We start from the raw sequence: 13805 nt of genomic DNA, 5'->3' as shown, positions 1-13805 counted from the left end.
GCGCGGAATGATCGCTTGGGCGGTCAGATTGCTGGACGATAAGTCCGACATTACGAAAACTGTGACAGAGCAAGTGCTGCCAGAGCGGGTGCTTGCGGCGCTCAGTCTATCTTCCGCAGTGCGGCGAAAAAACTGCCCGATGGGCATTGGACGACCGCATCAGACCTTCAAGTCATGGCGGGTTTGGACACGCTAGGATGCCGCGTTGGACGTGCCGCGAACGCGTTACGCCCGTCTGACCGAGACCGGCCCGCCGTTCGACGAGGGGCATCGCACCCTCGTCGAACGATGCACCGCTATCAGGCGGCCTTTGCGGCCATCCGTGCGGCTAGCTTTTCTTCCTCGGTCCAGACCTTCCGCTCGCGCGGTGCCTTCGCCGGCTTGACCTGCTTGACCGGGCCGCCACCCAGCACGGGCGCGCGCTTGGTCGAATGGCGTGCCACTTCGCAGTGCCATTCGTGATCGTCCTGGACGGTCAGGGTCCGACCGATCTCGCGCTCGACGTCGTGTAGCCAGGCGCGCTGCTCGGCATCGCACAGCGTGATCGCGAACCCGCTGCGACCTGCGCGACCGGTGCGGCCGATCCGGTGGACATAGCTTTCCGGGAGGCTGGGCAGGTCGTGGTTGAACACGTGCGTCACGGTGTCGACGTCGATCCCGCGGGCAGCGATGTCGGTCGCGACCAGCACCTGGACGGTGCCGGCGCGGAAGGCGTCGAGCGCCCGCTCGCGCTGGCCCTGCGACTTGTTGCCGTGGAGCGCCTCGGCAGTGATGCCGGCCTCGCCGATGAACGCGCAGACGTCGTTGGCGATGTTCTTCTGCAACGTGAACACGACCGCCTGGCCCATGTCGGGGGTCTTGAGCAGTGCCAGCAGCGCCGCCTTCTTGTCGGTCGCATCGAGGAACATCACCGACTGGTCGATCCGGTCGACGGTGGTCGACGGCGGGGCGATCTCGACCTTCGCCGGATCGCGCAGCAGGCTCTCGGCCAGCGCGGCGATCGACTTCGGCATGGTCGCCGAGAACAGCAACGTGTGGCGATCCGTCGGCAGCGTCGCGACGAGCCGCTCGATCGGCTTCGCAAAGCCCATGTCGAGCATCTGATCGGCTTCGTCGAGCACCAGCGCCTCGAGCTGCGACAGGTCGCAGAGCCCCTGATCGACCAGATCCAGCAAGCGCCCCGGTGCGGCGACGATGATGTCGACCCCGGCTTCGAGCGCCTTGACCTGATGGAACTGGCTGACGCCGCCGAAGATCGTCATCACGCTCGGCTTCAGATGGCGACCGAAGCTCTCGAACCCGGCGGCGATCTGCGACACGAGTTCACGCGTCGGCGCGAGTACCAGGATGCGCGCGCCGCCCTTGGGTGCAGGGCGGGGGTCGGCAGCGAGGCGGTGGAGCAACGGCAGCGCGAAGGCGGCGGTCTTACCCGTGCCGGTCTGCGCCATGCCAAGCATGTCGCGCCCCTGCAGCAGCATCGGGATCGACTGCCCCTGGATCGGGGTAGGGTGGGCATAGCCTTCCTCAGCTAGCGCCTGCAGCAAAAACGGCGCGAGGGAGAGATCGGCAAAGGTCATGATCATGGTCACGCGGCGCCTCCAGCGCTGAGCTAAACTGCGCCTTGTAGGCAAGCATCTTGTGAGCGCGGGCTGGTAGGTGCGATGCTGCACTGCGTCAATGTCGAATGCGAGACGCGGGCGGTTGCAGTGGAGCACGGCCCCAACCAGATCCGGGTCACCGGCCGGGTTGCTGATCCCGCCAGATCCAGCGCAGTACGTCAGGCAGGATCGATCCGCCATCGGCATCCGAATGCGCACCTTCGGTCCAGGCATGGTTAATATCGTATCGCGCGCCCACGTGCTTTTCCGCGTCGGCATGCGCATTGGCCCATTCGAGCGCTTTCAGCATCTGCTGGTTCGCGAGAAACCAGTTGCCGTGCTCGTTATCCAGGTCGTTGCGTCCGTCCTGAAGAAAGACGCGCAAGGGGCGGATCGCGCTTTTCCGGATCAGGCCGGGATAGGTATCTCCGCCATAGGCCAGCGGCGTTCCGTCCGGACCGAGTTTCAGGCCGATCGAGGTATAGCTGCCGATGAAGCTTATCACATTGCCGAACGCGTCCGGATGGCGCCATGCGACGGTCCAGGCGGCGATCGCACCACTCGACGTGCCGCCGATCGCGCGCCGCTTCGGATCCGCGGAGAACCGCCATCGCCGCGCCACGGCGGGCAGCAATTCGTCCAGCGTCATCCGGGCATAGGCGTCGGAAAGCGCGTCATACTCCTCCGGCCGATGGTCCGGGTTCTGTATGCCGAGCGTATCAGGATACCGGGCGGAGACATTCCCCGGCGTGACGAACACGCCCAGCGTCTGCGGAATGGCCTTCTGCTCGATCAACGTATCGATAACCGCGGGAAGCCTCAGCGACCCTTCCGGGTTGACCGCGCGCTGGCCATCCTGGAACAGCAGCAGATTGGGTGGCTTAAACGTGTCGTAGCCTGCTGGCACATACACCCAATAGCGCCTGACCGTGCCAGGATAGACCCGGGAATGGAGTTCGAACGGACCCTCCATCCTGCCGTGCGCCAGCGAGGTTCGCACCTCGGCGTTAGCCGTCCGAACGGTAGCGACCGGCGTCGTACCCGACTCCAGCGCCAGCAACATCGTCGCCATGATGATCGTCCGCATCGCCGTTCCCCAATCGTCCCAAGGATCCTACCACAGGAGGGTCGGCAAGATAGACGGGGCAATCGATAGCGCGCTCGGACCTCTGCCACACTCGTCGCGGTAGCGTAGCGTCGGCATATGCGTTGTTGGGATTGGCGAAGGCGGTCTTCCCGACCGACGCGGCGCCGAAGAACGCCAGTCCAAGCACCGCATCATACCATCAATTTACATCGCCGCTACGTGGGGATCGGTGCACGTACGCCAATGACAGCCGCGCGAGGTTCGTGGACCTGCTCGACGCGATCGTAGCGAACGGGATCACGACGGTAGTCGATCGAGTCCTCGCCTTCGACGACGCGCCGGGCATCTCGGCAAGGTGATGATAGCGTTCCGACCGCGATTAGCCGCTTAAATCACGCGATCCTGTCGGCAAAGGCGCGAGGCACGCGAACGACCGTGCCGTGGCGTGCGTTCTCGGGAAACCGGATGCGCGCGCTTTCGTCGGTCCAGTGGACGAAGTCCGTGGTCGAGGCGCCACCGAAGCGATGCTGCTCGTACACGTCGTAATAGACGATGTAGCGGTCGCCGAGCCGTATCGCCGTCGGTCCCTCCGTCATTGGTTTGGTGAACGGCGCGCTGACCGGCCCGAACGGACCGGTCGGCGAGGCCGCGGACCGGCTGACCAGCCACCGCCGCGTTTCGGTGTCGTGCGTCTCGTCCTTGTAGATCAGCCGCAACCCGCCGTCGGCCAGCCTCAGCCAGGTAAAGTCGATCGAGTCGGTACCCGGATCGAACAACAACTTGGTCGGCGTGAACGTACGGAAATCCTTGGTGCGCGTATAATAAGGACGCAGCTTGATCCCCGCGAACTTTTCGCCCGCAGTCGCCCCGAAACGGCCATCGATGCTGCTCGACCAAATGATGACGAAATCGCCCCGCGCGCGGTCGTAGATCGCCTCGGGCGCCCAGCTGTTACGGACGCCGACAAAGCCTTTCATCACCGGAATGGTCTGTTGCGGCGACCAGTGCATCAGGTCGCGCGATGTGGCGTGACCGATGACGGGGCCGAACCAATCGCTCGTCCAGGCGAGATGCCAGAGCCCATCCGGTCCCTGCACCAGGTTGGGATCGCGCATCAGCCTGTTCTCGCCGACCATCGGCGTCAGGAAGCCACGACCATTGCCCAGCGCGCGAAAGACATACCCATCGTCGCTGCTGGCGAGCTTGAGCCCCTCGCGACCCTCATCCTTGTCGGTGAAATAGCTCAGCAGGAACACGTCGTCGGGTGCGGCACGCGCGGAGACGGGCAGGGCGGCGCACCCGATCGCCGCACCGATACCGGCAATAGCCGTACGCCGGTCGATGAAGTCCATGGTCGAATGCTCCAATACGGCGCACGCGCCCGAGTTCAGCGATAAGTGTGACAGCTGGATCGGTCATGTAAAGCACGCAGCATTTGGAGCACCTCGGGGCGGGCATAGCCCTACCGCCGATCACGCCCGCATTGCGTACTGGCGGCAATGTTCCAGATATCCCGCCTCATGGCTTCCCGCCAATGACACGACGCTCTCCCACAGCCAGTTCGGCGCATCGATCGTGCCGCGACGGTCTGCATCGAGCACGCTCGCCCATTCGTGGCGCGTGTCCGTATCCATCTGGCGTGCGTGCGCCTTGCCGACAACGAAGGCGAGATACCGCGCCGCCTTTACGGCCTGTCCCGCGCTGAACTGCTCGACCTCGAGCTTCAGGTCCTGCGGCGACAATTCGCGAACGAACAGCGTCCGATCGAGCGCACGCGCCGCGACCATCCGGCTACCGAGGTGAGGAGACAGCGCGCGTGCAGCCTCGACGACGCGGGCCGCCTGGTCGGTCGGCATCTTCGCACCCTTTGCGGCAGGCGCGATCGGTGTCGTCGCTTCCTTCAAGTCGATCAGCGCATAGTCGGACCGCCCCTTCGCGTTCTTCAGCCCGACCAGTGCCGCAAACCGCAACAGCCCGAGCGAACTGCATCCCTTCATCCAGTAGGCGGCGTCGACCAGCCGGACGGTCCGGTCCCGGTCCTTCGCGTCGAGCGAGAGAACCAGCGCTGCGACGTCCGGCTCGGTGACCAGTTCGGCGAGCGCGTCTCGTTCGGATTGCTCCAGCGGCCAGAACTTGTCGCCGAGCGGGATCATCGGCTCCTGCGTCGCGAACCGCTCCTTGGCGAGATGCCGCCAACGCCGTCCCAGTGCGCGGCGCTTCACGCTGCGGACCGCCTCGGGCTCGGGGCCGGCATCGTTGCTCGCGGGATCGGCCATCGCGCTGGCATAGCCGGTGACCATCTCCTCGATCATGTGCGCGGTCGTCACGCCGGGCAGGTCGGAGCCTCGCGCCGCGGTCGCGAGCGACAGCCCGAGGCGGATCAGGTCGTGCGCCGGGTTGCCGATCACCGCCTGGTCGAGGTCGCGGATCTGGATCGCGATCCGCCCGCCACCATCGTTGATCGGGCCGAGGTTACCGAGATGGCAGTCGCCGCAGATCCAGATCGCCGGCCCCTGCGGAACGCGTCGCGACGCGCGTGACTCGTCGAGCCATTCGTAGAACTTGGTCGTGTTGCCCCTGACATAGGCATGGGTCGAGCGCGCCATCTTCAGCTGGCGCTTGGCGGCCAGGATAGCCGGTCGCTCGGCCACTGTCGGTTTCGTCATATCGGTCCTTTACGCCGCGACGGATGATCCATCGGGCAGAATATGCGCGTTACGCTCGGTGGACTTGATGCGGCCAACTCAACGGTAGCCGGCCGCAGATCGCTTAGGAAAAGCCGACGACCGCATGCGGGACATAGGGTTCTTCCAGCCGCGCGATCTCGCGATCGGTAAGGCCCAGTTCGAGCGCCGCGATCGCGTCATCGAGATGCGCGGTCTTCGACGCCCCGATGATCGGCGCGGATACCTCCGGTTTCGCCAGCACCCAGGCGAGTGCCACCTGTGCCCTCGGCACGTCGCGCTCCTTGGCGATCGTCGCGACCGTCTCCACCACCTTGCGGTCCGCCTCGACGGTATGCGCGTACAGCGTCTTGCCGAACTCGTCGGTCTGCGAACGTCCAGTGGTCTCGTCCCAGTCGCGCGTCAGGCGTCCGCGGGCGAGCGGGCTCCAGGGGATTACGCCGACCCCCTCGGCGTCGCACAGCGGCAGCATCTCGCGCTCTTCCTCGCGGTACAGCAGGTTCAGATAATCCTGCATGGTCGCGAACCGCGTCCAGCCATTCGCCTCGCTAACGTGCAGCATCGTCGCGAACTGCCACGCGAACATCGACGACGCACCGATATACCGCGCCTTGCCTGCCTTCACGACGTCGTGCAGCGCCTCCAGCGTTTCCTCGATCGGCACGTCGTAATCGAACCGGTGGATCTGGTAGAGGTCGACATAGTCGGTGCCGAGCCGCGTGAGGCTGGCATCGATCTCGGCCATGATCGCCTTCCGGCTGAGACCGGCGCCGTTCGGGCCCGGACGCATCCGTCCGTGCACCTTGGTGGCGATCACCACTTCGTCGCGGCGGGTGAAGTCCTTGAGCGCACGACCGACGATCTCCTCCGACGTGCCATCCGAATAGACGTTGGCAGTGTCGAAGAAGTTGATCCCGGCCTCGACCGCCGCGCGCAGGATCGGCCGGCTGGTTTCCTCATCGAGCGTCCACGCGTGATTGCCGCGATCGGGGATGCCGTAGGTCATGCAGCCCAGGCAAAGCCGCGAAACGTCCAGGCCGGTGCTGCCGAGTTTGGTGTAGTCCATGATTCGTCTACCTCAGAGGTTCACGTACCGAACGAACGGCACCGCGATGCGGTCCGGTATGATCGGCACGATTGCGGAAACGCAGCGTCGCGGATCCCGACGTACGCGGCAAACACGCGAAGAATGCAACGATCATGGTCGTCCGTCGTTCGCCCTGCATCCCCAAACTACACCGAAGGACTGATATGTTCGGACACAAGAAGAAGGTACGCTATGCCGTCGTCGGCGGTGGCCAGATATCGCAGCAGGCGTTCATGCCGGGCATCGGTCGCACCGACAATTCGGAACTCGCGGCATTGGTCACGGGCGATCCGGTCAAGGCGGACAAGCTCGCCAAGCTCTACGGTATCAAGGCATGGTCGTACGAACAGTATGACGAACTGCTCAAGTCGGGCGAGATCGACGCCGTCTATGTCGCGACGCCGAACTTCCTTCATCTGCAATACGCCGTTCCGGCGCTCGAAGCGGGCATTCACGTCCTGCTCGAAAAGCCGATGGCCTCCAGCGTCGCCGAAGCCGAACAGATCATCGCCGCGCAGAAGAAAGGCGGCGCCAAGCTGATGATCGCCTATCGCCTCCACAACGAACCGGGCACGGTCGAGATGATCACCCGCGCCCGCGATGGCGAGTTCGGCGAGTTGCGCAGCTTCGTTTCGGTGTTCGCGCAGAATGTCGCTGAGGCCAATTCGCGCGGTCACAACGGTTACTGGGGCGGTCCGGTGCCGGACATGGGGACGTACCCGCTCAACGCAGTCCGCAACCTGTTCGGGCAGGAACCCATCGCCGTGCATGCGATCGGTACCAAGACCCCCGGGCGCGGCTTCAACTTCCACGACACCGTGGCGGTCACGCTGCGCTTCCCCGATGAACGCGTCGCGCAGTTCAGCGTCAGCTACGCCACTGCATCGGCCGAGTTCTTCGAACTTGTCGGCACGAAGGCGAGCATCCACGCGTCGCCCGCCTTCATGTTCGGGCCGAAGATCGGCATCACCTATGTCGAGAAGACCAGCGCCGGCAGCAAGACGCACAGCTTTGATCCGGTCGAACAGTTTGGCAACGAGACGCAGTATTTCTCGAACTGCATCCTCGAGGATCTCCATCCCGAAGCCGACGGCGAGGAAGGCCTGTTCGACATGCGTGTCCTAGCCGCGATCGAGCGATCGCTCGACACCGGCGAGACCGTGACGCTCGAACCCGCTTCGCGAAGCCGCCATGTCGAACCGGACCAGGCGCTCAAGCTCAAGCCGGCGAAGGAACCCAGCGAGGACGAGATGATCAGCATCATCCCCCAATCGGCATGATCGACTCCGGCGTCCGTCTCCTTCGCCGCGATGACCAGCGGGGCAGGGGACGGATGCCGGGCGATTGTCGTGGTGCTTCACCGAAGGTCGTTTCCCGGTGACAGAGCCGCGCTGCGTGATCGGTACCGCCGGCTGGAGCATACCGGCCGCGGATCGACCGAACTTTCCGGAAACGGGCACCGCGCTACAGCGTTACGCGGCCGTGATGCACGGTGTCGAAGTGAACTCGTCCTTCCACCGGCCACACCGGCAATCGACCTGGGCTCGATGGGCGGCCAGCGTTCCCGACGATTTCCGGTTCACGGCAAAGATACCCAAGTCGATCAGCCACGATCTTCGCTTGCACGATGCCGCCGCGCCGCTCGATCGCTTCCTCGACGAGGTGTCCGGCCTGGGTGGCAAGCTTGCACTCCTCCTCCTGCAACTACCGCCAAGCCTCGCCTTCGATCATGCGACGGTCACCCGTTTTCTTGCGGACGTCGGCGAACGAACCGATACCAGCATCGTGTGCGAACCGCGCCACGCCAGCTGGTTCGAGCCCGATGCCGACAGCCTGTTAGCGGACCAGGAAGTAGCACGGGTCGCTGCCGATCCCGCCCGGGTCCCGGCGGCGGCACGGCCGGGTGGTTGGCGTGGGCTCACGTATTACCGGCTGCACGGATCGCCCGACATGTACCGATCCGCGTACGGGCTCGACCGCCTACGCGGCTATGCGGATCTCATTGCCCAGGATCGCGCAGCAGGGCGCCCGGCATGGTGCATGTTCGACAACACTGCCGCGTCTGCGGCGCTGGGTGATGCGCTTCAGTTGACCGAACTGGTCGACGCATCGCCGGACGGGAGAGCCGGCTAAAGCCCGATCTTCGCCAGCGCGGCGGACAATTCCGCATTCGACGCGGTGTCGTCCTTGGGAGAAAGCCGGTTCAACACGGTCTGGACGCGCGTTTGTGCGACCTGAAGTGTCTTGTGCCGCACCTCACGCGTGGCGTTGGTCCGCCAGGATGCACTCTCACCCAGCAACGCCGCCCATTTGGCTTCTTCGGCAGCCAAGATCGCCAGCGCCAGCCGCAACCCGTCTCGCCGGCCATGCGCATACTCGTCCGACATCAAGCGGTTTTCTCCCTGCGACCCGACACCATTCACCGTCGTCGCCAATCACTATGCCGAGCGCCCCGTTAGTGGCTACCCGATACCAATGATCAGTCCGCCTTGATGCCGTAGCGCGCATACCGCCTGTCGACGCTCGGTAGAAGCCGCCGTGCAATCGCGAATTCCTTCGTCGCTTCAGGTCGCCGGTTCGATTTCGCCAAGACGATTCCGCGCATGAAATGGCTTTCCGCCTGATTGGGGGTCGACGCCAGCACCGCGTCGAGATCGGCCAGCGCTCGCTCGTACTTTCCAAGCCGATACCAGACCATCGCCCGGCTATCGAGCGGACCACTCGTGTCGGTGCTCAACTCGATCGCCCCGGTACAGTCTTTCAACGCGCTGTCGATCATGACCATGCGCGTTCCCTTGGCCCAGCATCGTGCGTTCATCAGCGACGGCGAACCCGGCTTGTCCGCAATCAGGCTGTCGAACAACAGGAGTGCTGCGGTGACGTCGCCATATTCTCCGAGTAAGCCGGCCTTGGCTTCGCGAAACGCGTTGCGCATGCTGCCGCCCAGCGCGATGCGCTGATCCAGCAGCGCCAGCGCTCCGGGCATGTCGCCACCTTCGGCCTTCAGGTCGCTGAGCTGTCCGATTGCCTGTTGCGACGAAGGATCGAGGGCACGCGCTGCTTCCGCGTCCTTGAGCGCCGCCGCCATGTCTCCCAGCTCGTGCGACTCCGTCGAGCGTTGGAGATAGAGGTCGATCGTCGGGGCAATCGCGATCGCGTGCGTCAGGTCGGCGACGGCACCGCGGCGATCCCCCACGCCGCTTCTGAGCGACGCGCGGCTGGTATAGCCGCTGGCTTCGTCGGGATCGTCGGCGATCGACTTCGCAAAGATCGCTTCGATCGCCTTGAGTTGCGTCGCACCGGGCGGGTCGCTGGCGTTGATGTCCCAGCGACGCCGCGTGTCGGCCGAGGCGACGATACGTGGCGCGCGGGCCTTCGCGGTCGTCAGGGCATCGCGCTCCGCCGGAATGCGGGCAACCGCGATCTCGCCGCCGACTGTGTCGATCCGCTCGTCGAGCGTGAACATACCGTTCGCCAGGCTTGCGCTGCGAACGATGTCATACCCGGCAATGTTCGCCTTGAGATCGGGTTCTCCCTCCAGCGCGAAGGCGCGGCCACCGTCGGGGAGGCGCAACCGCAAGCGATAGCGCATGCCGTCGGGCTGGTTGACCAGAACGGGGACGGCTGCCCAGGTGGCCTTGCTGCGGTCGGGATCGAAATTGACCTGATCGATCAGCCTGTCGACCGCGCGCTTGCGGCGACGGTCGTCGGTCGTCCAGATCGTGCTCGTTGCGCCGCGTGCCTTCAACGTGACCGCACCGGTGATCGGATCGGACGTGATCGACGTATCGACGAACTGTCCCTCGCCCAGGAAGCCCTGCAGGAACTGCCCGACGGCCTGGCGCTGCTCCTTCTCGCCCAATTGAGTCTTGGCCATCGTCAGCATCGCCGCCGGTCGCCCGTGGACGATCGCCGTCGCCTCGAACGCGCTGGGCAGGTCGACGCTGGCGGTTTCGTCCGCCTCGACGGTCAGGTCGATCACCGGACGCGCATTCGCGTGCGTCGCGATCCTGAGCAGCGCGGCACCGTCGGCGCGGATCGGCAGGACATAGCCGACGTCGGGCGTGTCGTGGATATCCGCAAGCCTCGAACCGGCGCCCGTCCCATCGAGCCACAGGGTCTGGCCGCCGATCGTCGCCTTCACGAAGACGTGGTTGAACGCCGCCGCGCTCGGCAGCCTCTCGGCCACGAAGTCGCCCGATCCAACGGCGGCGAGGACCGGCTCGGCATCCATGCCCATCGCCCGCAGCATCGACAGCAACAGCACCGTCTTCGCCTTGCAGTCGCCGTAGCGAACCTCCCACGTCCGCGCGGGTTTCTGCGGAACATAGTTCCCGCCATCCATCCCGACGGCAAGATAGCGGATCTTGTCCTGGACGAGTTCCAGCGCGCGTTCGGCCCTGCCGATCGGCGTCGCATCCGCCTTCATGATCGCGTCGACCTCGGTCCTCAGCGGGGAGCCGGGCGCGATGGCGTTGGCTTCCGCGCCATATAGCGGTGCGAAGGTCTTCGAGACGTCCGCCCAGTCGGCGAACGTGGCGAATTCGATCATCGGCGGATGCCGGAACCGACTTGGCGCATCCTGCGGCATCTCGACCGGCTTTGGCGCGGGCAGGGCCAGGTCGAGCACGGTGTATTGCCCGTCGCGGATCGGCACGACCTTGACGCCGTCGGCCTCCAGCTTCCAGCGTGGTGGCGTCGCGGTCGGCCACGATATGCGTGCGCGGGCAAAGGCAACCCGCGCGGGTAGGGCGATCATCGGAACGACGTTCTGCACGCGCCCACCCAACGCGGCGTCTTTCGATGTCGTCGACGCCCGCAGCCGCAGGATGTCGCCGACCTGCAGACCTTCGACCGCCAGCGTCGCCGTCAGGATACCCGTCAATTCGCGCTGTTCGAGCGCCTGTTCGCGCCGCAAGACCGTGAACTTCTGTCCGTTCGCCAGCAGGTCGATCCGTTGGCTCCCGCGCCAGATCGCCAGTTCGTGGACGATGATGTCGCCCTTGTCCGGCGCCCAGGGCAGCGCGAGCGACGTCGCCTGCGCCAGCATCTCCGGCGACGTGATGTGCGACGCGACATCCATGTAGGACCACAGCCGCCCGTCCTCGATCCGTTGCTGCGTATCGAAGATCACCAGCGCCGGCGTATCTGCGCCCGTCTTCGCCGCGTCCGGCAGCACGGCCGGAATGACCCAGCTAGGCGCTGCCTGATACAAGGGAAGGTCGCCGGCCTGCGCCGCAGACGTCGCCATGCACCCCAGCGACACCGCTGCAACCACAATACTTCGCACAATTCGGCCCCCCGATAATCCCCGCGCAAACGATATCGGCAAATTCGTCCGCAAGCCCAGAGAAATCGCAGAATGCGGGACTTCCTTGCGCGGAGGACCCGAAACGATACCGGGCGTGGCAACAAGGTCAGCCGCGTTCGAGCCCGGCTGCCGTCTCGCGTTCCGCAAGCCAGATGGCGAACGGCGCGGCTTCCATCGGGCGCGCGAACCAGAAGCCTTGCGCCTCCTCGCAACCGAGCTGCGTCAGGATGGCGGCGGCCTCTCCGGTCTCGATCCCCTCGGCCACCACGCGGTAGCCGAGCTTGTGCGCTAGCCCGATCATCGTCTCGACGAGGACGAAATCGGGCCCGGCCGCTTCGGTGAGGTTGCGCATGAAGGCCTGGTCGATCTTCACGATCCGTGCGGGCAGGCGCTGCAGATAGGCGAGGCTGCTATGTCCCGTCCCGAAATCGTCGATGGCAAGGCAAATGCCCGCTTCCGCCAGTTCGCGCAGCATCGCCAGCGCTTGGTCGGGCTGGTCCATGATCGCGCTTTCGGTCAGCTCGATCTCCAGCCGCTCGGGCCGCAGACCGCGCTTGAACAGGGCCAGCTGGATACGGTCGATCAGATCCGCCTCGCCGAGGTTGGCGGCGGAGATGTTGACCGACAGGACCGGCGCGATCCCGGCCAAATTCCATGCCGCCATCTGGTCCATGGCCGCATCGATCACCCACTGCGTCGTCGCGCGCGCCAGCGAGGTCTCCTCGATGATCGGGATGAACTCGGCGGGCGACACTTCGCCCAGTCGAGGGTGCCGCCAGCGCAGCAACGCTTCCGCGCCCAGGCACCGTCCCGTCGCGAGTTCGATCCTTGGCTGGTACACCAGTCGCAGCTGGTCGCCGGCTTCGAGGGCGGCGCCGAAATCCTGCAACAGTCCGTATTGGCGGCGGTGGGCGATATCGTTGGCGGGCGAATGCAGTGCGATCGCGCCATCGGCGTTGCGTGCGTCCTGTGCCGCGCTGGCCGCCCCCCTCAGCACGTCGTCGGCCGAAACGCTGCCGATAACGAACGACCGGACGCCGATCGCGACGTTCGTGACGAAGCGTACCGACGACGTGGCATGCATCGTCTCGAAGCTCGACCGGAGCAGCGAAACATAGGCCAGTTCCTCGACACCCGGCGGTGATATGAACGCGAACTGCGCACTGCCAACCTGATACGCAACACGACCGGGTCCCAGCGCCACGCGCAGCGCCTGCGACGCCTCCCGGATGAAATCGTCGACGCGGGCAACACCCAACGCGCGCGTGATCCGGCTGATCTGATCGTCGCGCGCCATGTCCACCACCACCGCGAACCGGTGCTCGCCCGGATGGTCCCGCTCCAGATCCATCAAGTCGTCGCGGAACTGGTTCCGGGTCGGCATGCCGGTGACCGGATCGATCCGTCCGAAGGCGTGCTGCAGCTCGATCTGCGCCATCACCATCGCCGCCAGATCGACCAGCGCGGCAAGCTCGGCCTCGGTCGCCTTGCGCGGTTCGGTCCCCAATACACAGAGCGATCCGAGGCCGTAGCCATCGCTGGTGACCAAAGGTGCGCCCGCATAGAAGCGCGTTCCGGCACGGCCAAGCACGCTGTCGGCGTAACACGCATCGGCCTGAAAATCCTCGATGACGAGCGGCTGGGTCGACTCGGCGACCTGCGCGCAGGGTGCCTTGTCGCGCGGGATGCTGCGATGCTCGACGCCGACGCGCGACTTGAACCATTGCCGGTCGCGATCCGTCAGCGACACCGCAGCCACCGGCAATCCGAAGATCTGGCTGGCCATCCGGGTTATCCGATCGAATCCCTCGCTGGCCGGGGTATCGAGCAACTTCAGCTGGTACAGGGCGTCCAACCGAGCCTCTTCGTGATGGTCGCGCACACGATTCCTTTCACGTTCCCCTCTATATTCAAAACCTTAACGGTTTAATCCATGTTGGACTAGGAAAATGAAACCTAGATTTATTTAGCACTACTCGAGCGTGGCCCTGTTAAGTCTGGACTAGCGCCGTCCGGCCTCTATTCTGGCGGCGGGGAG

General features: G+C 65.1%; 10 protein-coding genes. 2 read left to right on the top strand and 8 right to left on the bottom strand.

Annotated elements, in window-relative coordinates; translation table 11 throughout:
- Positions 1-299: 299 nt before the first annotated feature.
- The 5 genes from C8J42_RS09785 to C8J42_RS09765 form a co-directional block, all read right to left on the bottom strand.
- Positions 300-1583 carry a DEAD/DEAH box helicase gene (locus C8J42_RS09785; RefSeq protein WP_133019995.1) on the bottom strand — a complete coding sequence of 428 codons (1284 nt, stop codon included), beginning with the start codon at positions 1581-1583 and terminating at the stop codon, positions 300-302.
- A 151-nt stretch (positions 1584-1734) separates the two neighbouring features.
- Positions 1735-2685: an alpha/beta hydrolase-fold protein gene (locus C8J42_RS09780; protein ID WP_133019831.1), complete on the bottom strand. Its 951-nt coding sequence runs from the start codon at positions 2683-2685 to the stop codon at positions 1735-1737.
- Between the two features lie 392 nt (positions 2686-3077).
- Positions 3078-4037, bottom strand: coding sequence for a glycoside hydrolase family 43 protein (locus tag C8J42_RS09775; protein ID WP_133019830.1), 960 nt, complete (start codon positions 4035-4037; stop codon positions 3078-3080).
- A 120-nt stretch (positions 4038-4157) separates the two neighbouring features.
- The gene (locus C8J42_RS09770) at positions 4158-5351 is read right to left on the bottom strand and encodes a DUF2252 family protein (RefSeq protein WP_133019829.1); all 1194 of its coding nucleotides are present in this window, start codon (positions 5349-5351) and stop codon (positions 4158-4160) included.
- Positions 5352-5454: 103 nt separating this feature from the next.
- Positions 5455-6435 (bottom strand): aldo/keto reductase, encoded by a 981-nt coding sequence (locus C8J42_RS09765; protein WP_120300360.1) that lies wholly within the window; start codon positions 6433-6435, stop codon positions 5455-5457.
- 185 nt (positions 6436-6620) lie between these two features.
- On the opposite strand from C8J42_RS09765, the gene C8J42_RS09760 reads away from it, so the two are divergent.
- Both C8J42_RS09760 and C8J42_RS09755 read left to right on the top strand, forming a co-directional pair.
- Entirely contained in the window at positions 6621-7736 is a 1116-nt protein-coding gene (locus C8J42_RS09760; protein ID WP_133019828.1) for a Gfo/Idh/MocA family oxidoreductase, read from the top strand.
- A 97-nt stretch (positions 7737-7833) separates the two neighbouring features.
- Positions 7834-8589 carry a DUF72 domain-containing protein gene (locus tag C8J42_RS09755; RefSeq protein WP_133019827.1) on the top strand — a complete coding sequence of 252 codons (756 nt, stop codon included), beginning with the start codon at positions 7834-7836 and terminating at the stop codon, positions 8587-8589.
- Here C8J42_RS09755 and C8J42_RS09750 read toward each other — a convergent pair.
- The 3 genes from C8J42_RS09750 to C8J42_RS09740 form a co-directional block, all read right to left on the bottom strand.
- Positions 8586-8843: a hypothetical protein gene (locus C8J42_RS09750; protein WP_056059124.1), complete on the bottom strand. Its 258-nt coding sequence runs from the start codon at positions 8841-8843 to the stop codon at positions 8586-8588. The two genes, C8J42_RS09755 and C8J42_RS09750, sit on opposite strands and share 4 nt — an antisense overlap.
- 92 nt (positions 8844-8935) lie before the next feature.
- Positions 8936-11707 carry a DUF3857 domain-containing protein gene (locus C8J42_RS09745; protein ID WP_133019826.1) on the bottom strand — a complete coding sequence of 924 codons (2772 nt, stop codon included), beginning with the start codon at positions 11705-11707 and terminating at the stop codon, positions 8936-8938.
- 166 nt (positions 11708-11873) lie between these two features.
- Positions 11874-13649, bottom strand: a complete 1776-nt coding sequence (locus C8J42_RS09740; RefSeq protein WP_133019825.1) for an EAL domain-containing protein — start codon at positions 13647-13649, stop codon at positions 11874-11876.
- Positions 13650-13805: the final 156 nt, after the last annotated feature.

Origin of the sequence: Sphingomonas sp. PP-CE-1A-559 (assembly GCF_004340965.1) — a bacterium.
Taxonomy (GTDB): domain Bacteria; phylum Pseudomonadota; class Alphaproteobacteria; order Sphingomonadales; family Sphingomonadaceae; genus Sphingomonas.
This window is presented reverse-complemented; position numbering and strand designations above follow the sequence as displayed.

What these genes read in the sequence shown, in the direction of transcription:
- C8J42_RS09775 (WP_133019830.1), bottom strand. Translation starts at nt 4,037, where the DNA reads ATGGACTTCATCGACCGGCGTACGGCTATTGCCGGTATCGGTGCGGCG.
- C8J42_RS09760 (WP_133019828.1), top strand. Translation starts at nt 6,621, where the DNA reads ATGTTCGGACACAAGAAGAAGGTACGCTATGCCGTCGTCGGCGGTGGC.
- C8J42_RS09745 (WP_133019826.1), bottom strand. Translation starts at nt 11,707, where the DNA reads ATGGCGACGTCTGCGGCGCAGGCCGGCGACCTTCCCTTGTATCAGGCA.
- C8J42_RS09765 (WP_120300360.1), bottom strand. Translation starts at nt 6,435, where the DNA reads ATGGACTACACCAAACTCGGCAGCACCGGCCTGGACGTTTCGCGGCTT.
- C8J42_RS09770 (WP_133019829.1), bottom strand. Translation starts at nt 5,351, where the DNA reads ATGACGAAACCGACAGTGGCCGAGCGACCGGCTATCCTGGCCGCCAAG.
- C8J42_RS09780 (WP_133019831.1), bottom strand. Translation starts at nt 2,685, where the DNA reads ATGCGGACGATCATCATGGCGACGATGTTGCTGGCGCTGGAGTCGGGT.
- C8J42_RS09750 (WP_056059124.1), bottom strand. Translation starts at nt 8,843, where the DNA reads ATGTCGGACGAGTATGCGCATGGCCGGCGAGACGGGTTGCGGCTGGCG.
- C8J42_RS09785 (WP_133019995.1), bottom strand. Translation starts at nt 1,583, where the DNA reads ATGATCATGACCTTTGCCGATCTCTCCCTCGCGCCGTTTTTGCTGCAG.